This is a genomic window from Sinomonas albida (assembly GCF_004919045.1).
GTDB lineage: Bacteria > Actinomycetota > Actinomycetes > Actinomycetales > Micrococcaceae > Sinomonas > Sinomonas albida.
The window spans coordinates 17,304-36,365 of record NZ_SWDW01000005.1 but is presented as its reverse complement, the minus strand read 5'-3'; the positions used below and the strand labels follow the sequence as shown (position 1 = coordinate 36,365).

19 protein-coding genes are annotated in these 19,062 nt (G+C 69.6%); 9 read left to right on the top strand and 10 right to left on the bottom strand.

Annotation, left to right across the window (positions count from 1 at the left end):
- Nucleotides 1-381 precede the first annotated feature (381 nt).
- The gene (locus tag E6A26_RS06115; protein WP_136610317.1) at nt 382-1,929 is read right to left on the bottom strand and encodes a helix-turn-helix transcriptional regulator; all 1,548 of its coding nucleotides are present in this window, start codon (nt 1,927-1,929) and stop codon (nt 382-384) included.
- Between the two features lie 109 nt (nt 1,930-2,038).
- Here E6A26_RS06115 and aceA point away from each other — a divergent pair, with 109 nt between their 5' ends.
- Both aceA and aceB read left to right on the top strand, forming a co-directional pair.
- Complete coding sequence (gene aceA, locus E6A26_RS06110) at nt 2,039-3,370, top strand: isocitrate lyase (protein ID WP_136610316.1); 1,332 nt, start codon at nt 2,039-2,041, stop codon at nt 3,368-3,370.
- 156 nt (nt 3,371-3,526) lie between these two features.
- Nucleotides 3,527-5,206, top strand: a complete 1,680-nt coding sequence (gene aceB, locus E6A26_RS06105; protein WP_136610315.1) for a malate synthase A — start codon at nt 3,527-3,529, stop codon at nt 5,204-5,206.
- A gap of 295 nt (nt 5,207-5,501) precedes the next feature.
- Here aceB and E6A26_RS06100 read toward each other — a convergent pair whose 3' ends face one another.
- On the bottom strand, nt 5,502-6,683 hold the full coding sequence (locus E6A26_RS06100) for an acyl-CoA dehydrogenase family protein (protein WP_136610314.1): 1,182 nt from the start codon (nt 6,681-6,683) through the stop codon (nt 5,502-5,504).
- Between the two features lie 53 nt (nt 6,684-6,736).
- Here E6A26_RS06100 and E6A26_RS06095 point away from each other — a divergent pair, with 53 nt between their 5' ends.
- Both E6A26_RS06095 and E6A26_RS06090 read left to right on the top strand, forming a co-directional pair.
- Nucleotides 6,737-7,606, top strand: coding sequence for a DsbA family oxidoreductase (locus E6A26_RS06095; RefSeq protein WP_136610313.1), 870 nt, complete (start codon nt 6,737-6,739; stop codon nt 7,604-7,606).
- 446 nt (nt 7,607-8,052) lie between these two features.
- The gene (locus tag E6A26_RS06090; protein WP_136610312.1) at nt 8,053-8,946 is read left to right on the top strand and encodes a type IV toxin-antitoxin system AbiEi family antitoxin domain-containing protein; all 894 of its coding nucleotides are present in this window, start codon (nt 8,053-8,055) and stop codon (nt 8,944-8,946) included.
- Between the two features lie 57 nt (nt 8,947-9,003).
- Here the strand turns inward: E6A26_RS06090 and E6A26_RS06085 are convergent, their stop codons facing one another.
- The 4 genes from E6A26_RS06085 to E6A26_RS06070 all read right to left on the bottom strand — a co-directional run bounded on the left by E6A26_RS06085 (nt 9,004) and on the right by E6A26_RS06070 (nt 12,249).
- Nucleotides 9,004-9,714 (bottom strand): hypothetical protein, encoded by a 711-nt coding sequence (locus E6A26_RS06085; RefSeq protein WP_136610311.1) that lies wholly within the window; start codon nt 9,712-9,714, stop codon nt 9,004-9,006.
- 173 nt (nt 9,715-9,887) lie between these two features.
- The gene (locus E6A26_RS06080; protein WP_136610310.1) at nt 9,888-10,856 is read right to left on the bottom strand and encodes an aldo/keto reductase; all 969 of its coding nucleotides are present in this window, start codon (nt 10,854-10,856) and stop codon (nt 9,888-9,890) included.
- Nucleotides 10,857-10,963: 107 nt separating this feature from the next.
- Nucleotides 10,964-12,058: a baeRF2 domain-containing protein gene (locus tag E6A26_RS06075; protein ID WP_136610309.1), complete on the bottom strand. Its 1,095-nt coding sequence runs from the start codon at nt 12,056-12,058 to the stop codon at nt 10,964-10,966.
- A gap of 2 nt (nt 12,059-12,060) precedes the next feature.
- Nucleotides 12,061-12,249 carry a DUF1918 domain-containing protein gene (locus E6A26_RS06070; protein WP_136610308.1) on the bottom strand — a complete coding sequence of 63 codons (189 nt, stop codon included), beginning with the start codon at nt 12,247-12,249 and terminating at the stop codon, nt 12,061-12,063.
- A 240-nt stretch (nt 12,250-12,489) separates the two neighbouring features.
- On the opposite strand from E6A26_RS06070, the gene E6A26_RS06065 reads away from it, so the two are divergent.
- From E6A26_RS06065 to E6A26_RS06055, 3 genes are all read left to right on the top strand, one after another.
- On the top strand, nt 12,490-13,041 hold the full coding sequence (locus E6A26_RS06065) for a hypothetical protein (RefSeq protein WP_136610307.1): 552 nt from the start codon (nt 12,490-12,492) through the stop codon (nt 13,039-13,041).
- A gap of 118 nt (nt 13,042-13,159) precedes the next feature.
- Nucleotides 13,160-13,801, top strand: a complete 642-nt coding sequence (locus E6A26_RS06060; protein ID WP_136610306.1) for an SAM-dependent methyltransferase — start codon at nt 13,160-13,162, stop codon at nt 13,799-13,801.
- Between the two features lie 82 nt (nt 13,802-13,883).
- Nucleotides 13,884-14,516 (top strand): TetR/AcrR family transcriptional regulator, encoded by a 633-nt coding sequence (locus E6A26_RS06055; protein ID WP_136610305.1) that lies wholly within the window; start codon nt 13,884-13,886, stop codon nt 14,514-14,516.
- A 20-nt stretch (nt 14,517-14,536) separates the two neighbouring features.
- On the opposite strand, the gene E6A26_RS06050 is transcribed toward E6A26_RS06055, so the two are convergent.
- Both E6A26_RS06050 and E6A26_RS06045 read right to left on the bottom strand, forming a co-directional pair.
- Nucleotides 14,537-15,187: a LytR C-terminal domain-containing protein gene (locus tag E6A26_RS06050; protein ID WP_136610304.1), complete on the bottom strand. Its 651-nt coding sequence runs from the start codon at nt 15,185-15,187 to the stop codon at nt 14,537-14,539.
- A gap of 13 nt (nt 15,188-15,200) precedes the next feature.
- A complete protein-coding gene (locus E6A26_RS06045; RefSeq protein WP_136610303.1) occupies nt 15,201-15,500 on the bottom strand; it encodes a type II toxin-antitoxin system VapB family antitoxin in 300 nt (99 codons plus the stop codon).
- Between the two features lie 166 nt (nt 15,501-15,666).
- Between E6A26_RS06045 and E6A26_RS06040 the strand changes: the two genes are divergently transcribed.
- Nucleotides 15,667-16,566, top strand: coding sequence for a Cof-type HAD-IIB family hydrolase (locus tag E6A26_RS06040; RefSeq protein ID WP_136610495.1), 900 nt, complete (start codon nt 15,667-15,669; stop codon nt 16,564-16,566).
- Here the strand turns inward: E6A26_RS06040 and E6A26_RS06035 are convergent.
- Nucleotides 16,563-17,072 (bottom strand): DUF4188 domain-containing protein, encoded by a 510-nt coding sequence (locus E6A26_RS06035; protein WP_136610302.1) that lies wholly within the window; start codon nt 17,070-17,072, stop codon nt 16,563-16,565. The genes E6A26_RS06040 and E6A26_RS06035 overlap by 4 nt on opposite strands.
- A 63-nt stretch (nt 17,073-17,135) precedes the next feature.
- Here E6A26_RS06035 and E6A26_RS06030 point away from each other — a divergent pair, with 63 nt between their 5' ends.
- The gene (locus E6A26_RS06030; protein WP_136610301.1) at nt 17,136-17,714 is read left to right on the top strand and encodes a TetR/AcrR family transcriptional regulator; all 579 of its coding nucleotides are present in this window, start codon (nt 17,136-17,138) and stop codon (nt 17,712-17,714) included.
- Nucleotides 17,715-17,744: 30 nt separating this feature from the next.
- On the opposite strand, the gene E6A26_RS06025 is transcribed toward E6A26_RS06030, so the two are convergent.
- Nucleotides 17,745-18,878, bottom strand: coding sequence for a M23 family metallopeptidase (locus tag E6A26_RS06025; RefSeq protein ID WP_168928680.1), 1,134 nt, complete (start codon nt 18,876-18,878; stop codon nt 17,745-17,747).
- Nucleotides 18,879-19,062 lie beyond the last annotated feature (184 nt).

Sequence of the window (19,062 nt, the reverse complement as noted above, 5' to 3'; positions counted from 1 at the left end):
CCCCACTGCGCCCCGGCCGCGGGCCACGATAGTTCGTGCGACAGCCTCAGGCGAGGTTTCGGTCATATTGGTCACGCCCCAACCGTTGCGGGGTCCTGTCCCACCCGTTGCGGGGTCCCGTCCCACCCGTTGCGGGGTCCCGTCCCAATAGTTGTGGGGTCCCGTCCCAACCGTTGCGGGGTCCCGTCCCTCGCGTTGCGGGGTCAATGTTCGGACGAAGACCCCACAACGCCCCGCCAGAGACCCCGCAACCGGCTGCCAGAGACCCCGCAACCGGCCGCCAGAGACCCCGCAACCGGCCGCCAGAGACCCCACAACGGAAACAGGACGGGGCAGGGCGGGGGGCGGGGGGGCGGGGCGCGGGGCGCGGCGACGCTTCTATCAGGCGCCCGAGTGGGCCTCGAGGAAGGCATAGACCTCGGTCTCGTCGACGCCGGGGAAGGCGCCCGGGGGCATGGCTGCGAGCAGGTGGGAATGCGCGCGGGCGGAGGGCCACGCGCTGCCTGCCCAGTGGTCGCTCAGCTCGGCCGGCGGGCGGCGGCAGCACGCGGGGTCAGGGCAGCGAGAGGTCGCCCGCGCCGTCGTCTCCCGCCCGCGGAACCATTTCACGTGCTGGTACGGAACGCCCACGCTCAGAGAGAACTCGCCGCCCGAGCTGCGCTCGGTCCGCGCTGTGCACCAGAACGTGCCGTTGACCGTGTCGGTGTACTGGCTGTACGAGCTGAACTTGTCCGGGACGTCGAAGACCGCGCGACTCGTCCACGCCTTGCACGCGGGCTGTCCCTCGATGGCGCCGGTGTGGTCCATGGGGAAGTTGACGCCGTCGTTCTCGTAGGCCTTGTAGATGATGCCGCTCTGGTGGGTCTTCTGGAAGTGGGTCGTGATGCCGAGATGACGCGTCGCGAGGTTCGTGAAGCGGTGCGCGGCGGTCTCATAGCTCACGGCAAACGCATCACGCAGATCCTCGACGGAGATCTCCTTGCGTGCCTTGGCCTGCTGCAGGAACTCGACGGTCGTGTGCTCAGGAAGGAGCAGCGCGGCGGCGAAGTAGTTCGTTGCGACACGCTGCGCGAGGAAGTCGCCGTAGCTGCTGGGCGTCTCGTGCCCGAGGACGTAGTGGCCGAGCGCCTGGAGCAGAACGGAGCGGGGGTCGTGGTCGGAGCGCTGGTTGTGCGTGAGATAAATCCGGCGGTTCTTCAGATCGGTCACGGAGCGCGTCGAGTGCGGAAGGTCGCCCACGTGCTGGAGGGTGAAGCCGAGGTGCCGGGCGATGTCGGAGATGAGGTGCTGGCTGAGCGGTCCGCCCGCGTAGCCGACGGCCGTGAGCACCTTCTGCGCCTCGGCCTCGTATTCCGGGAAGTAGTTGCCGCGCTCGCGCATCATGCGTCGCAGCTCGCCGTTCGCGCGGCGGGCCTCCTCCGGCGTCGCGACCTGCTCGTTGAGCTTTCGTTCGAGCTCGCGCAGCAGCCCGAGCTGCGCCTCCAGAACGTCGAGCGGGGTCCTCGAGCTGATGCGGATCTTCGGCAGATTGAGGGATTCGTAGAGCGGGCTGCGCTGATACCGCTCGAGCTCGATCTCGAGGGCAGCGCGCCTGCTCGGCGGCTCCGCGCCGAGCAGCGCGTCGACGCCGACGCCGAGAGCGCCCGCAAGCTGTTGGAGGAGCCCGAGCTTGGGCTCACGCTTCCCGTTCTCGATGAGGCTCAACTGGCTCGCCGCCGCGCCGACGGCGGCTCCGAGCTCATCGAGCGTGAGGCCCGCCGACTTGCGCAGGTGGCGCACGCGGCGGCCGAGGCTGATGACGTCGACATCCTTCCACTGGGTGGCGGCTGACTGGGATGCGGACGACGGCGTCGGGCGGCTCCAGGAGGCCTGAGCGGCTGAGTCGGGGGTCGTGGGCGACATTTCTTGAGAATACGTGAAGATCTGCATTTCTTTCCAGCACTTTTCTCTATTCGAGCGGTTGCAGACCCCGGAAAAGTTGTTGTCACGAAGAATTCCAGCCGGCGTAGCTGCCGGCGGACCGTCGAAGGAGACAACGATGACCGCGCAGCCCGAGCAGCCCCAGACCCCCCAGCAGCAGGCAGAGGCCCTCACGCTTGAGTGGGCCGCGAACCCGCGATGGGACGGCGTCACACGCGACTACACCGCGAGCGACGTCGTCAGGCTCCGGGGCCGCGTCTCCGAGGAGCACACGCTGGCCCGCCGCGGCGCGGAGAAGCTGTGGAAGGCCGTGACCGAGGGCCGCGCCGACGGCACAGGCTACATCAATGCCCTCGGTGCCCTCACTGGCAACCAGGCCGTGCAGCAGGTCAAGGCCGGGCTCAAGGCGATCTACCTCTCGGGCTGGCAGGTCGCCGCGGACGCGAACCTCTCGGGCCACACCTACCCCGACCAGTCCCTGTACCCCGCGAACTCGGTGCCCGCCGTCGTGCGCCGCATCAACAACGCGCTGCTCCGCGCGGACCAGATCGAGTTCTCCGAGGGCAAGCAGACCGTCGAGGACTGGCTCGTGCCGATCGTCGCGGACGCGGAGGCCGGCTTCGGCGGCCCGCTGAACGCGTACGAGCTCATGAAGTCCATGATCCAGTCGGGCGCCGCGGGCGTGCACTGGGAGGACCAGCTCGCGAGCGAGAAGAAGTGCGGCCACCTCGGCGGCAAGGTGCTCATCCCGACGCAGCAGCACATCCGAACGCTCAACGCCGCCCGGCTCGCCGCCGACGTCGCCGGCGTGCCGAGCGTCATCATTGCCCGCACGGACGCCGAGGCGGCCACGCTCATCACCTCGGACGTGGACGAGCGCGACCAGGAATTCATCCTTCGTGAGGACGGCAAGCCCGTGCGCACGCCGGAGGGCTTCTACAAGGTGCGCAACGGTGTCGAGCCGTGCATCGCCCGCGCCAAGGCCTACGCGCCGTACTCCGACCTGATCTGGATGGAGACCGGCACCCCGGACCTCGCGCTGGCGCGGAAGTTCGCCGAGGCGGTCCGGGCGGATTTCCCGGACCAGATGCTGGCCTACAACTGCTCGCCCTCGTTCAACTGGAGGAAGCACCTCGACGACGCCACGATCGCCAAGTTCCAGCGCGAACTCGGCGCGATGGGCTTCAAGTTCCAGTTCATCACCCTCGCGGGCTTCCACGCCCTCAACTACTCGATGTTCGACCTCGCCCACGGCTACGCCCGCAACGGCATGAGCGCCTACGTCGAACTCCAGGAGCGCGAATTCGCCTCCGAGGACCGCGGCTACACCGCGACCAAGCACCAGCGCGAAGTGGGCACCGGCTACTTCGACCTGGTCTCCACGGCGCTGAACCCGAACGCCAGCACCCTTGCCCTGGTGGGATCCACCGAAGAGGGCCAATTCCACTAGCAGTTCGACAGCACTGATCGAACGGACGACGGCGGCCCGCAGTCCGCTGCCCGCCTCGCCACCGCCGCGCTCGCCTCGGGCGAGCACGGCGGGAGGCGCGGCTGACGCCGACGCGCGCACCCGCCGTCGTACTTCACGCATTCCAGGAGACCTGCGATGAACAGCTTCACCGACAGCATCACCCTCAACGGCATCACCCTGACCGCGCAGCCGCTCGCCCGCCAGCACGAGGTCATGACCTCGGGCGCGCTCGAGTTCGTGGCCAAGCTCCACCGCGCCACCGCCGAGCGGCGTCAGGAACTGCTCGAGGCACGGCATGAGCGCCGCGCGGCGATCCGCAAGGGCCAGGACCCGCACTTCCTGCCCGAGACGGCGGAGATCCGCGACGACCCGACGTGGCGCGTCGCCCCTCCCGCCCCCGGGCTCGAGGATCGTCGCGTCGAGATCACGGGCCCGGCGGAGCGCAAGATGACCATCAACGCGCTCAACTCGGGCGCGAAGGTCTGGCTCGCGGACCTCGAGGACTCGCTCACGCCATCGTGGCGCAACGTGGTCCAGGGGCAGATCAACCTCATCGACGCGCTCACAGACCGCATCGACTTCGTCTCCCCCGAAGGAAAGGAGTACCGGCTCCGCCCGGCCGAGGAACGGCCCACGATCGTGGTGCGGCCGCGCGCGTGGCACCTGCCTGAGAAGAACATGCTCGTCGACGGCAAGCCGGTCGCGGGCGGGATCGTGGACTTCGGCCTGTTCTTCTACCACAACGCCCAGCGCCTCATCGCGCAGGGCAAGGGGCCGTATTTCTACCTGCCGAAGATCGAGAACCGGCTCGAGGCGCGCCTGTGGAACGACGTCTTCGTGCTCGCGCAGGACCTGTTGGGCATCCCGCAGGGCACCATCCGGGCGACCGTGCTCATCGAGACGATCACGGCGGCGTTCGAGATGGAGGAGATCCTGTACGAGCTCCGCGAGCATGCGGCCGGGCTCAACGCGGGCCGGTGGGACTACATCTTCTCGGTGATCAAGAACTTCCGGACCCGCGGTCCGCGCTTCGTGCTCCCGGATCGCGCCCAGGTCACCATGACGCAGCCGTTCATGCGTGCCTACACCGAGCAGCTCGTGCGGGCGTGCCATCGCCGCGGCGCCATGGCGATCGGCGGCATGGCCGCGTTCGTGCCGAACCGGAAGGACCCGGAGGCCAATGCGATCGCGTTCGAGAAGGTCAGGGCGGACAAGGCGCGCGAGGCCAACGACGGCTTCGACGGCTCATGGGTGGCCCACCCCGACCTCGTTCCGGTGGCGCGTGAGGTGTTCGACTCGGTCCTCGGGGACCGGCCGAACCAGCTCGACCGCCTCCGCGACGACGTGATCCCGGACGACCGCGCTCTCATCGACGTGGCCTCGTGCTCTGGGACGATCACCGAGGCCGGCATCCGCAACAACATCGAGGTGGGCGTCCGGTACATCGAGGCCTGGCTCCGGGGCTCCGGCGCCGTCGCGATCCACAACCTCATGGAGGACGCCGCCACCGCGGAGATCTCGCGCTCCCAGATCTGGCAGTGGATCTACTCGCACGCGATCACGGATGAGGGCGAGATCGTCACGCGCGAATGGGTCAAGGAGCTGTTCGAGGAGGAGTTCGCCAAGCTCGAGCGCTTCGACGGCGACCGCTTCCGGGACGCTCACGAGATCTTCGAGGAGGTCGCGCTCGCCCCCGAGTTCCCGACGTTCCTGACGCTCCCGGCCTACGCACGCTACCTGTGCGAGACCGCCGGCAAGGAGGACGAGTACGAGGCCGGGCTGCCCGAGGCCGAGCGGGCGATGTCGGCGGCCTGAACGCTGGCTCCGCCACGCTCGCCCAACCGGCGGAACCGCCGGAACCGGCGGAACCACAAGGCTTCCCGACGCCGGCAGCGGAATCGCAACACGCACCCCGAAATCCGGGGGCCGGCGATCGGGAACAGAGTTGAGGGGTCGGACCGCGTAGTGGTGCTGCGCGGTCCGGCCCCTCAGCGTTCGTCTCCGGACGGGGCGTCTCTGGACGGGTGCGTCTCCGGACGGGCGCCTCCTCCGGCGGCCGGTGCGGCTGCCGCGCTCGGCGGGCCACCCCGCCGTCGCCCGTTGCTCCGTCCTAACCATCGACGAGCATGCGTCCCACGATGAGCCGCATGATCTCATTCGTGCCCTCGAGGATCTGGTGGACGCGGAGATCGCGCGCGATCTTCTCGACCCCATACTCGTGCAGATAGCCGTAGCCGCCGTGAAGCTGGATCGCCTGGTTCGCCACCTCGAACCCCGCGTCCGTGGCCACGCGCTTGGCCATCGCGCAGAGCCGGACGGCGTCGCGGTCGTTGCGGTCCAGGGCGTCGGCGGCGCGCATGAGGAGGCTCCGCGCGGCCTCGAGCTTCATCTCCATGTCGGCGAGCTCGAACATGAGCGCCTCCTTGTCTGCGAGGCGTCCGCCGAACGCCGTGCGCGACTTGAGGTACTCGACGGTCTTCTCGAGCGCGGCCTGGCCGCCGCCGAGCGAGCACGCGCCCATGTTGACGCGACCGCCGTTGAGTCCCTTCATCGCGATGCCGAACCCGGCCCCCTCGTCGCCCAGGCGGTTTGCCGCGGGGACCCGGACGTTCTTGAAGACGACTTGGCTCGTGGGCTGTGCGTTCCAGCCCATCTTCTTCTCGTTGAGCCCGAAGGAGAGGCCGGGGGTGCCCGCAGGCACGAGGAACGCCGTGATGCCGCGGTGGCCGGTGTCCCCCGTGCGCGCCATGACGATGTAGAGGGCCGACGTCCCGGCCCCCGAGATGAACTGCTTGACGCCGTTGAGCACGTACTCGTCGCCATCTCGGATGGCCTTCGACGTGAGTGCAGCCGCGTCTGACCCCGCCCCCGGCTCCGTGAGGCAGTAGCTGCCCAAGGACTCCATCGACACGAGCTGCGGGATCCACTCGGCCCGCTGGGCGTCGGTGCCGAACTGGTCGACCATCCACACGATCATGTTGTGGATCGAGATGTAGGCGGCAATCGTCGGATCGGCCCGCGCGAGCTCCTCGAAGATGAGGACCGCATCCGCCCGCAGGAGCCCCGCGCCCCCATGCTCCTCCCCCACGTAGATGCCGCCGAGCCCCAACTCGCCGGCCTCCCGCAGGACATCGACCGGGAAGTGCTTCTGGGCGTCCCACTCGAGCGCGTGCGGCGCGAGCTTCTCGACGGCGAAATCGTGGACGGTGTCGACGAGGGCCCGCTGGTCCTCCGTGAGTTCGAAAGTCACGGTGTCAGTCTGTCCCCCAGACGGCCGGAGCAACAGACTCATGCTCTGGGAATATCCCCCAGCGGTGCGGCCTTGAACGTTCTGTGCCTCATTCCTTGAACGTTGACATCTGGTCCGACATCGCCTGCCCTTGGTGCTTTATCGGAAAGCGCCGCTTCGAAAAAGCCCTCGCGGCGTTCCCGCACAAGGACCAGATCACGGTCACGTGGCACAGCTTCCAGCTCGATCCGAGCCTCCCCGAGCACTACGACGGGACCGAGCTCGAGTATCTGAGCCAACGCAAGGGCATGCTGCACGAGCGCGTCGAGCAGATGTTCGGCCACGTCGCCCAGGTGGCCGCCGCCGAAGGACTCGACTACGACTTCGCCAAGGTCGTCGTCGCCAATTCCTTCGCCGGCCACGAGCTGCTTCACCTCGCGAAGGCCGTGGACGCGGAGCGCGCAGGCGCAGGCGCCGGCGCCGGCCACGACAGCGTCGCGGGCAGTATGCCGGACGCCGCCGATGCGGCCACCGCGGTCACCCCCAGCACGGCCGACGCCGTCAAGGAGGCGCTGCTCTCGGCGCACTTCGAGCGCGGGCTCGACATCGGCAGCCGGGACGTGCTGGTCGAGGTGGGCGTCGCGGCCGGGCTCCCCGAGGCGCGGATCAACGAAGCGCTCGACGCCGGGACCTACCGGGACGCCGTCCACTCCGACATCCGCCACGCCCAGATGCTCGGCATCCAGGGCGTGCCGTTCTTCGTGTTCGACAACAAGTACGGCGTCTCCGGCGCCCAGCCCTCGGAGCTGTTCGCCGAGGCTCTCGACACGGCATGGCGGGAGTCGAACCCGTTGGTGATGGTCGGTGCCCCGGCCGATGGCGTTGTGACCGGCGGCGCGGCGGCCAATGGCGGCGCAGGCAGTGGCGGCGCGCTCGCGGCGGACGAGGGGCTCAACGGCGAGGTCTGCGGCCCCGAGGGCTGCTAACCCCCTCGAGATTCCGACCAGTATTGCCCGGCCACCCCGAGATTCCGACCAGCTTCACCCGGCCACCCCGAGATTCCGGCCAGCTTCACCCGGCCAACCCTCGGCAGGTGGTCGTGACGCCCGAGATTCCGACCAGCTTCACCCGGCCAACCCAGCCGTGCCCGCGAAGCCCCTCGAGATTCCGACCGAGATTGCCCGAGACCCGACGCCAGAACACGGCGTGTCGCAGCTGGACGCGGCTTGAGCCACGACAATCCCGGTCGGAATCTGACCACGGCAGCCCGAGCCAGGCCCCAATCCCGGTCGGAATCTGACCACAGCAGCCCGAGCCAGGCCCCAATCCCGGTCGGAATCTCTAGGCCCCAAGACGAAACGCCGCACCGCGTTCGTCCACATACGGGTGCCGCTGGCTGCCCAGCCGAGGAGCTGGGCCGGAGGATGGCCCCATGGGGGATCCAAGCCGGCTTGGCCACGTCATGAAGTTGTTCCACGGAGTCTGCCGCCTGCGGGACCTCCTCCAAAGGGGCGTCTCCGAGCGTGAGGTGCTGGGCGCCGTCGTCCGCGGGGAGCTGCTCCGAGTGCGCAAGGGGCTCTACGCGCTCCCGGAGGCCGACCCCGTGTTCGTCGCGGCCCGTCGCACGCGCTCCCTCCTGACTTGCGCATCCGCGGCAAGCTTCTACGGACTGTGGACGCTCGCGCAGCCGGGCGAAATCCCGGGTCGATTCCACCTCATGCGGCGAACCGGAGCAACAGCGCCGGACGCGATCGTCCACCGCGACACCTGGGTGCCGCCGGATCCCTACGCGCCGGTCGTCGGTCTGGCGGACGTCGTGCTGCACGCGCTCCGATGCCTCCCGGAGCTGGAGGCACTCCTCATTGCCGAGTCCGCCCTGCAGCGGGGCCTCTCCACCGACTTCATCCGCGAGCGCCTGCCCGGAAATCGCAACGGGCCCGCTCGAGCCGTCCTGGATCTCGTGGAGAGCGGTTCAGATTCTCCCGTCGAGACCCTCGCGAGGACGCACCTCCGGCGGGCTGGCTTTCACGTCGAGACTCAGGTGGAGATCGAGGGAGTCGGGTGGGTCGATCAGCTGGTCGAAGGATGGCTCATCCTCGAACTCGACGGGAAGAGCCACGAGGAGCGTGTGCAGCGCGACAAGGACCGGCGCCGGGACAGGGCAGCTCAGCTGCGCGGATATCCGGTCTTTCGCTACGGCTATGCCGACGTCGTGCACCGGCCCGAGGCCTTCGTGTCCGAAGTGGCTCGGATGCTCAGGATTCCGACCGGGAACGGCCGCGGCGCCGCGCCAAGATTCGGCGCGTCGTGGCGCGACACGGCCTAAGGCCCGTCATTCCCGGTCGGAATCCGCGGGTCAGAACAGTTCAGCTAGACGGCCGCCTCAGAGCGTCGGCTTCCGCCTCCGCGCCGTGCCCAGAACGGCCACCGCGGCGAGTCCGAGGACGAGTGCGCCAACCCCTGCCCAGAGCAAGTACAACGGCACGGTAGTGACCGTGGACGCGGGACTCAGCGGTGCGAGGTTCTGGGCGGCATCCTGAGGCACCACGGTGGTCGCGGCCGTGCCCACAGTGCCCGACGCGGCCCCGGTTGCGGTGACGGTCTGGGTGCCTGCGGCTCCTTCCGGAAGCGTCATGGTGACCTTGAGGGAGCCGTCCGCTGCCGCCGGCTTGTCGAGGCCAGCGGTGGCGGGCACGTCAGCCTTCACGGCGCCGAGGGTCACCCGGTGGCCGCTGAACCCCACGACGCGACCGCCGACAACGACGGTCACGTGCTCGCCCGGCCGGAACGAACCCGGCGCGAAAATGATGGTGATGGTGCCGCCGGGAATCGGCAGCCCCGTGATCGTGATGCTTCCGCTGGGCACGTAGCCGTGCCCGTTGCCCTCGTCTTGGCCCTGATCGTTCCCGTTCTGGCCCTGGTCGTCGCCCTGCCCGTGGTCGTCGCCCTGCCCGTGGTCGTCGCCCTGCCCGTGGCGCGCGGCTGGCGCGGATCCGGCAGCTGGCAGAGGTCCCGCGGCGCTCGCGGAGGCGGGCTGGACCGCCAATAGGCCCACTACGACCACGGTCAGGATGGCGAATGCCTTCTTCAACATAGCTTGGTCCCCATTCTTCAAGCGATGGCTAAAGTCCGCCGCACAGCAGCGGCGGACAGGTGAGGCAGGCTCAACCTATCCGGACTTAACCAGCCTTTGAAAGGGGAAAATTCAGATGTGTCACGATGTTTACAAATTAGTCATCTCAAACCATTCGCGAGCCACCGCGGACCTCAGAACCCGGCCGGCTCCCGCGGGGTGTAGGGCTCCGCAAGCTCGGCGAGCTCGGCGTCGTCGAGCGTGACCTCGAGAGCAGCCACGGCGTCCTCGAGGTGAGCGGCCTTCGTGGCCCCCACGATCGGCGCCGTCACCACGGGATTGCTCAGGACCCACGCGAGCGCGACCTGGGCGCGCGGGACCCCGCGGCGCTCGGCAACCCGACCCACGGCGTCCACAATCGCCTCGTCGCTCTCGTGGTAGAGCCGCCGGCCGAACTCGTCGGACTCGGTGCGCGCCGTCGTCGTCCCCCACTCCCGCGTGAGGCGACCGCGGGCAAGCGGGCTCCACGGGATGACGCCCACGCCCTCATCCGCGCAGAGGGGATACATCTCGCGCTCTTCTTCGCGATTCAAGAGGTTGTAGTGGTCCTGCATCGACACGAACGGCGTCCAGCCGTTGGCGCGCGCGAGGTGCTGCGCCTTCGAGAACTGCCACGCCCACATCGAGGAGGCGCCGAGGTAGCGCGCCTTGCCCGCCTTGACGACGTCGTGCAGCGCCTCGAGCGTCTCCTCGATCGGCGTGTGCGGGTCCCAGCGGTGGATCTGGTAGAGGTCCACGTAGTCCGTTCCCAGGCGGCGGAGGCTCGCGTCGATCTCGCTCATGATCGCCTTGCGCGAGAGGCCCCCGCCGTTCGGCCCCTCGTGCATGCGGCCGTGGACCTTCGTCGCAAGCACCGTCCAGTCGCGGTCCGCGAAGTCCTTGAGCGCTCGGCCCACAATCTCCTCACTGCTGCCGTCCGAATAGACATTCGCGGTGTCGAAGAAGTTGATACCGGCTTCGACGGCCTGCTTGATGAGCGGGCGGCTCTCCTCCTCCGGGAGGCTCCAGGGGTGGTTGCCGCGCTGCGGGTCGCCGAAGCTCATGCAGCCGACGGCGAGGCGCGAGACCTCGAGACCGGTGTTTCCAAGGCGTGTGTACTGCACAGTTCTCCCCTTCGATCGTTGCCCTTTCCGCCAAACTACCCGCACGAGCGCCACGCCAAGCGCGAGCGGCCATGCGCCGCCACGCGCGGCAGCAGCGAGCCCGCGAACTACCAGCGCAGAAGAGCGGCGGCGACGTCGCCGCCGTCGAGCATCCCCGCCGGGTACAGCACGGTCTCCGCCCGCGTGAGCACTGCGGCCCGCAGGAGGGTCGCGGCGCTACTCGCGAGTCCGAGAACGGGCGCGCCGAGAGCGCCGTCCTCCGTCTCGGCGGCCCATGGCTCGCTCCCGAGGGCCACGAGCCGACGCCCCTCCGCCGCGGCTGGGCACAGGAGCAACGTGTCGACGCGCCCCTCTCGCAGCGCGCGCAAAGTCTCAGCCCAGTCGCGCGCCGCCTGGCTGCCGAGCCCCGCGACAAGCCGCTCGAGGGTCTCGCGCTGGCGGCGCGCCGCGACACCGGCGACGACGGCGCTCACCTCTTCCTCGAAGCGCGCCCGCCCCCCGCCCGGCGCAAGCGAATTCATGTCGATGACCTGCGCGAGCCTCAGCGCGCGCTCGCTCAGTGCTCCCCGCACCTTGGAGCGGGCACGTTCGTCGCCCGCGAGCACCACGAGCTGGACGCCGCCCTCGTCCACGAGGCGATTGACCTCAGCCGCGACGTCGGCACCGTTCCGGCGCCAGATCTCCTCGGTGCGGTGCTGGTACTTCCCCTGTGAATAGCCGCCGAGCGGCACCTTCGTGATGTTCTCCGTGATCCCGTGGACTTCGTGCCGCACAGCCGAACGCGCAGCGGAGGCGCGGTGCCGGCTGATCGACGCGTCGGCGCGCTCCGCCTCGACCACGAGGTAGTCCACATCCGAACCGCGCACCGCCGCCAAGGGCAGCAGATCGGGAATGGGACCCACCTCCACGAACGGCTGAGTCGGTGCCCCCGGAAGGACCTCGTTGACGGCCACCTCGCCGCCGTGGATGAGCACGAAGCGCGACGCAGGGCTCGCCGCGCCTTCGGCTGTCCAATCGACGGACTCCGCCGCCCGAGCGTCCGGCTCGGAGGCCCCAGCGCGGGCGAGCGCGCGCGCTATCACCTGGCCGAGCTTGTCGGCCCGGCCGAGCGTCGTGACGGACCCTGTGCTCACCTCAGCGTGGACGGTGCACCACGGGCCGGGCCGGCGGAGGACCTCCATGAGGTCGGCGAGCGCGCGCACCGTCAGGTGCTCGCCTTCTCCACGACGAAATCGCCTCCCGGGAACACCACGGACTCGTGGCCGTCGTCGAACCGGACCAGATAGGGCGGCTCGCCGTTGTCCCCGCGAACCTCGACGATCTCACCGTGCCGATCGTGGGACTCCACGGTGCGGCCTCGGATGACGATCCGATCGCCCTGCACTGCGTTCATGGCGGATCACCTCCTTGTGTCCCCGAGCGTACGTAGCGGCGCCCCGGCGGGGAAGGGGCCGAGAAGCGATGCCGCGGCGGCGCGGGTGCCGCGCAAAGGACTCATCAAAGAACGACGGCGGGGCGTTGGGTTTCCGTCAAGGGCCAGCCCGCGGCGCCGCGCCGGTGCTGTCATGGTTCTGCGGTCCCTCGTCACTTGGCGGGGGGCTCGTCAAGGCAGCCCGGTTTCAGGAGGACAGACATGAGCACGATTGCGAGCACGGCACCTGTGGTCGTCCTCGACGACGCGGGGGTGTTCCGCCGCTACGGCGACCTCGCGTCGCTCATCGCGTCCGGCCAGCAGCCCGAGTCGACGCGGTGCGTCCTGAACCGCGAGGGGCAGTACTTCCACCTCGAGTCCGACGGGGACGGGAAGGTCACGCTGGGGCGCGCCCTCGGGTCCGTCGAGTTCCATTCGCTGCGCCAGCAGTTCACCCGCGACCAGCACCATCACCCCGAGCTGCACCGCCTCCTGCGCGTCTACCCGAGCACGATGGCGGCGTTCCTCGAGTCCCTGTTCGAGGAGCTCGTCCTCGAAGAGCCGGACGATGAGCAGCCGTGGCTCGTCATCACCGAGAACCAGACGCAGCGGGCGTTCGGTCTCGGCGCCGTGGACCGGAGGGTCGCCGACGCGACCGGGCCGACGGTCGCCGTCGACCCCTTCGGACACCGGTACCGCCCGCACACGGTGCGCCGCGGCCCGCTCGCGCGGCGCCTGCACGGACGCCCCCTGTACGTCGAGATCCCGCGGTAGACCGGCGCTTGCAAGTTGCCGGAGCCCGCGAAGGTTCGCGCGCCCCGGGGCTTGCGCGCCCAAGGGTTTGCGCACTCCGGGGCTTGCGCGCGCTGGCCCGCGCCGCTAGGTGTGGAGCATGCACAGCGATGAGACGGGGCCGGCCTCGGAGTTCTGGGACGGGCTGTACAGCGAGCGCGACCAGGTCTGGAGCGGCAAGCCGAACGCGGTCCTCGTGCGCGAGATCGAGACGGTCGCGCCGGGGCGCGCGCTCGACCTCGGGTGCGGCGAAGGCGCCGATGCCCTCTGGCTCGCCGAGCGGGGCTGGACCGTGACCGGGGTGGACATATCCGCCGTCGCCCTCGACCGCGCCGCGCGGCACGCACGTGAGGCGGGCCTCTCGGAGCGGATCATCTGGCTGCACCGCGACCTCGCGGATTGGGAGCCCGACGGCGAGTACGACCTCGTGTCCGCGCAGTTCCTGCACTCGCCCCTCGAATTGCCGCGCGAGCGGGTCCTTGCGGCGGCCGCGCGCGTCGTGGCGCCCGGTGGCCTGCTGCTCGTGGTGGGACACGCGGAGTTCCCGCCCTGGGCGCAGCACCGGCACGGGCACGAGCACACCGAGCTCCCCACTGCCGAAGAGCTCGCCTTCGCGCTGGGCCTTACGTCCGACGCCTGGGCGGTCGAGGCCGGCACGTCGGAGGGCCGTGAAGCCACCGGCCCCGACGGACAGAAGGCCATCCTGAGGGACGCCGTGCTCAAGGCCCGCAGAACGGCCTAGCCACAGACTCCCTCATCTCCGTCTCGCGCACACGCGTGGCGGCCGGAGGACCTTTGGTGACACTTTGACCTAAAATGTGGGTATGCCCCGCATTCAGGCCGAGTCGAACGCCGCACAGCGTGCCCTCACACAGCGCCGCATCCTCGACGCGTTCGGCGAACTCCTGTTCACCCGCGGCCTGCCCGGGCTCACCATGACCGACGTCGCACGGCAGGCCGGGATCGGCCGGACAGCGGTCTACAACTACTACGCGGACCTCGAGGAACTCCTCATCGGCTACGCCCTCGACGAGACGGGCCGCTTCCTGACCGAACTCAAGGATGGTCTCGCCGCCCTCGACAATCCCGTCGACCGCCTGGCGGTGTATGTGCGAGCCCAGGTCGAAGACCTGTCGCGCCGCCACCTCCCGCCGGGACCAGCGATGCGCGCGGTGCTGTCGCCGTCGTCGTTCGCGAAGCTGGGCGACCATGTCGGCGAGCTCAACGCCGTGCTGCGCGGCATCCTCCGCGCCTGCATGGACCAGGGCTACATCCCGCGCGCCGATCTGGAGGAGCTCGCCCAACTCGTGCTCGGCTCCCTCGCCGCGAGCGCCGACCGCGGGCGCAAGGAACCCGACCCGGCCGCGTCGCAGGAACACACCGAGGCGACCGTCCGCTTCATCCAGCGCGGCGTCGGCGCCCGCTTCGACGAGTCCGGGCGCCCGGTCCGCGGCTGACGGACGACGGCGCCCCCGGCCTATTGCGCCGGCGTCACCGGCACGAGCGGGCTGGGAGTCGAGCCCTCGCACAGGAGCGTGCCGGGCGTCTGGTCCACGATCCCGGGGTCCTTCAGCTCCTTGAACGAGGGCAGGAGGATCAGATCCACAGTTGCGTCGCCCCGCGCGTCGGGCCGGAAGATGCTCCCCGCGAGCTGGCGCTGGACAGTGAAGGCCGCGCTCTCCCCCGCGGGACCCGCGACGATGATCGCTGTGGGCGAGCCGCTCGCCCGCGAGTTGTCGACCGTGCCCGTCACGAACTTCCGCTGCGCGAGCTGGTCGGCAACCGTCTTGGCCAGACCCTCCTTGCCCGTCGCATTGAACACGTTCACGTGCACGGTGTCGGGCGGCGAATAGTCGAAGGTGGCGGCCGGGCAGCCGAGCGTCGGCACGGACGAGGCCCCGGGCTGGGGGATCACTAGGCGCCCGGTGAGGACGGCCCATGCCCCGCCCGCACCGGCCACGACGATGCCGACAAGGAGCACAAGCATGATGCCGTGGACGATCCGACGCCGCAGGCGACCGGGAGTCCTGAACTCGTCGGGATCGGGCTCGAACTGCGAGCGCAGCTGGTCCCCGTCGACGACTCGGTGCCCGTGATAGACCAATGGGTCCCGGGGCTTGTGGCTCATCCGCGGCCTCGAGTCAGTCGTCGAGGTCCAGGACGCGGGCGTGGATGGCTGTGCGCTGGTGAAGCGCCGTCCGGAGGGCCCTGTGGAGGCCGTCCTCGAGATACAGCACACCCTTGTACTGCACGACGTGGGGGAACAGATCGCCGAAGAACGTCGAATCCTCCGCGAGGAGCGCCTCGAGATCGAGGGTGCGCTTCGTGGTGACGAGCTCGTCGAGCCGAACCGCGCGGGGCGGGAGCGCGGCCCAATCCTTGGGCGTGGTGTACCCATGGTCCGGGTAGGGGCGCCCGTCCCCCACTGCTTTGAAGATCACGCGACTAGCGTAAACAAGGGCGCGCCGGCCGTCATGCCGACTGGCGGCGGCGCGCGGATTGTGGCCGAACGGTTACGCGGGCGGCATCATCGACGCCCGGGTGGTGGCCGGCTTTTCCGGCACGTGCGCGTCATGCAAGGCACCGCCAGCCTGCGTGGCTGACAGAATGGGCCGCATGGAGACCCGACCCCCGTACGCCCTGCTCCTCGACGTCGACGGCCCGATCGCGAGCCCCGTGAGCCGCACGGTTCAGCCGGAGATCATCAGCCTCCTGCTCGAGCTCGGCGCTGCCGGGATCCCGGTCGTGTTCAATACCGGTCGGTCCGACACATTCATCGCCCGGCAGGTCATGGCCCCGATGATGGCCGCGGGCATGCCGGACGGCCTCCAGCTCCACGCGATCTGTGAGAAGGGCGCCACGTGGTTCTCGTTCACGGCCGCCGGGGCGGGGCCAGTGCACGTGGACCACGACCTCGCCGTCCCGGGCGACTTCGCGAACGACATCCGCGAGCTCGTGGCCGCGGACTACTCCGAGTACATGTTCTTCGACGAGACGAAACGGGCCATGGTCTCCGTTGAACAGCACGTCGAGGTGGCCAACGTGGCGTACCGCGAGGTCCAGGAGCACTTCGACGCGGACGCGATGGCCGCGATGTCGCGGCGGGGCCTCGGTGCCGTGCGCCTCGATCACCATGTGCCCGGGAACGACGACTCGGTCGACTTCCGCATCGACCCCACGATCATTTCGACCGACATCGAGTCGGTCCGACTGGGCAAGGACCTCGGCGCGAGCCGGGCCTGCGAGCTCCTGCGTCGGGATGGCATAGTGCCGCAGGCCTGGTTCACGATGGGCGATTCCCGCACCGACTACGCCATGGCCGATTGGCTCCACCACAACGATCACCCGGTCAAGCACGTGGACGTGCGCCCCGAGGACGGCGTGCCGGAGAAGCCGTACGAGATCCTCACGGCCGGCTATCTGGAGCTCGGCGCCGAGGTGATTCACGACGACGCCGGGCTGGCCTTCCTGCGCGAGTGGCGGAACGCGCTGCTCGGCGCGCGCTAGTTCGCGGCCCGGGCGCCGCGTGCGGCGCCTCCCGCGTGGGCCCAGCGCTGGCGGGCGGTGTTGAGTCCGTGCTCGACCGGCACATGGGCCGTCGCCTTCGCGAGGCCGAAGACCGGCATGCCGTTGTAGACGGCCTCCACGCCCGAGGCTGGGATCACGTAGGTCTCATGCCACACACCGACGCTGCCCGTCCCCGCGACCGTCTTCATGAAGTCGCGCCACGGACCGAGGTGGGGCGCGTCGCGGTTCGCAGCGAAGCGCATGAGGTGCTCGGGGCTGCGCCAGTAGCTCACGAGGACCGTGGTCCGTCCCAGCCACTGGTGGTAGCCGAGCATCCCCGCGTCTGGCGTGGTCGCGAGATACCGGAGCATGCGCGGCATCGCGGCGGCCACGCGCATGACCGTCCCAATCTTCCACCAGCGGTTGGCCCGCATGCCGATGAGAAACACCGTCACGTCGCGATCGAGCCCGGCGGTGAACCGTCCCGGGAAGACTTCCTGGTTCATGGCATGTCCTTTTCCGAGTTTTGAAACGGTGTTACGTAACGACGTTACGATAAGCTGACAGGCATGGCAAGACCTGTTGTGCACGACGATGCTGTCCGAATCCGCCTCCTCGACGTTGCCGCCGAGCTCGTGGACCGCGAGGGTCCGGCCCGCGTGACGCTCCGCGAGGTCGCCGCCGGGGCGGGCACGTCTACGACTGCCGTCTACTCGCTCTTCGGCGGCAAGGCCGAGCTCCTCACTGCGGTGGTGGACAGCGGCTTCACGTCATTCGCACGGTCCCAGCGGGCAGCGGCCGACGGCGGCCTGCGGGCTCTCGGATTCGCCTATCGTGAGTGGGCGCTCGCCCACCCGGCGCTGTACCGCTTGATGTTCGGTTCCGCGGGGCGGCCGGGAGAACGGAGCGCGGTCGCCCCGACGCCCGAGATCGCGGACGCGTCGATGGCACCGCTGCGCGAGGCCATCGCGGCCGGGCAGCACTCGGGCGAACTGCGCGAGGCATCGCTGAACACGGCCGTGTTCGTCATCTGGGGCCAGGTGCACGGACTCGTGAGCCTCGAGCTCGCATGTCTGGACCCGGGCGCCGACTGGGCCGAGGTCTACGCGGAGGCGATCGGCGCCGTCGCCCGCGCCTGGGCGGCGTAGCGGCGGCTCACCCCGCCGTCGCCGGCAGCCTTAGTGGTTAGCGGCCGTGCTCGTGGGGCTAGGGGTGGGGCTAGGCGACGCGCTCGGCGAGGACGCGGGCTTCACGGTGGGCGATGCCGAGGGGGACGCCGTGGCCGTGGAGGACGGCGTGGGCGACGGCGATGCCGTTGCAGCGGGAGACGGGGTCGGGGTTGACGTCGGGGTCGGGGTCGGGGTCGGCGTCGGGGACGGCTTGCTCGACGGGGTCGGCGAGGGCGACGGCGTCGAACTCGGCGACGGTGTGCTCGACGGTTTGCTCGCCGTCGAGCTCGGGCTCGAGCTCGACGTGGTGGGTGCCGCCGGGCCCGGCGGGGCCGGCGTCGGTGCCGGAGCCGGGGCTGGCGTGACCGTCTCGCCGGGAGCCGGAGCGTCTGCCTGGCCGGGAACGTCCCAATTCTCGGTGGCCGGGGTCTGGCCGTTCGCGGGCGAGTAGTCCGTGAGCGTGAGCTTCCCGACCGGGGACGTCTGCTTGATCGGGATGTACTCCCACAGCGTGGGGTCCTTGTAGACCTTGTTCAGATGCGTCTCGAAATGCAGGTGCGGCCCGGTCGCCGAGCCCGTCTGGCCGATCAGGCCCACCACTTGGCTGACCGAAACGGAGTCGCCCGCCTTCACAGCGATGGCCTGCATGTGGTTGTACGTCGTCACGAGGCCGTTTCCATGGTCGATCTCGACCCGGTTCCCGCCACCCCAGGGATGCCAGCCCGCGGCCCGCACCACGCCGGCGTCGGCCGAGTAGACCCGCGTGCCGGCCGCGCCTGCGAAGTCCTGTCCCCAGTGGAACTCGCCCGGCAGGCCGGTCATGGGGTTGATCCTGTAGCCGAACGGCGACGTCGGGACGAGCGTCTCGAGCGGGGCGTACAGCTTGCCCTCGGTGGGCCGGGGGAGGTCCGCGGACGCGACAACGACAGGTCCCGAATGATTGCCAGCGGGAATCGAGCTGACGTCGGAGCGTTCGAAGGAGAGCACCGCGTTGGGGTCCGCATGCACCGTGTCGGTCGCGAGGGGGTCTGCGTAGGCCGGGGCCGCGGCAACGGCGAACACGGCCGTGCCGAATCCCGCAGCCAGACCCACAATGAGCCGGCGCCGGTCAAGCCAATCTTCGGAATTCGTCGAACGCTCCACGTCCGATCCCCCAATCAATTGCATGTGCGGGTTTTCGCCCGGAGGCTACTATTGTTCGTCGCCACGGATCCGCGCCGCTAGGCCGAACGTCCCGCGTATCGCAGGTTCGCAGGAACCTCACAGGTGGTCACCGCAGCCGGGGGCCCGAAGTCTCTTCCCGGGCCTGTGCTCGTCAACCCGATCT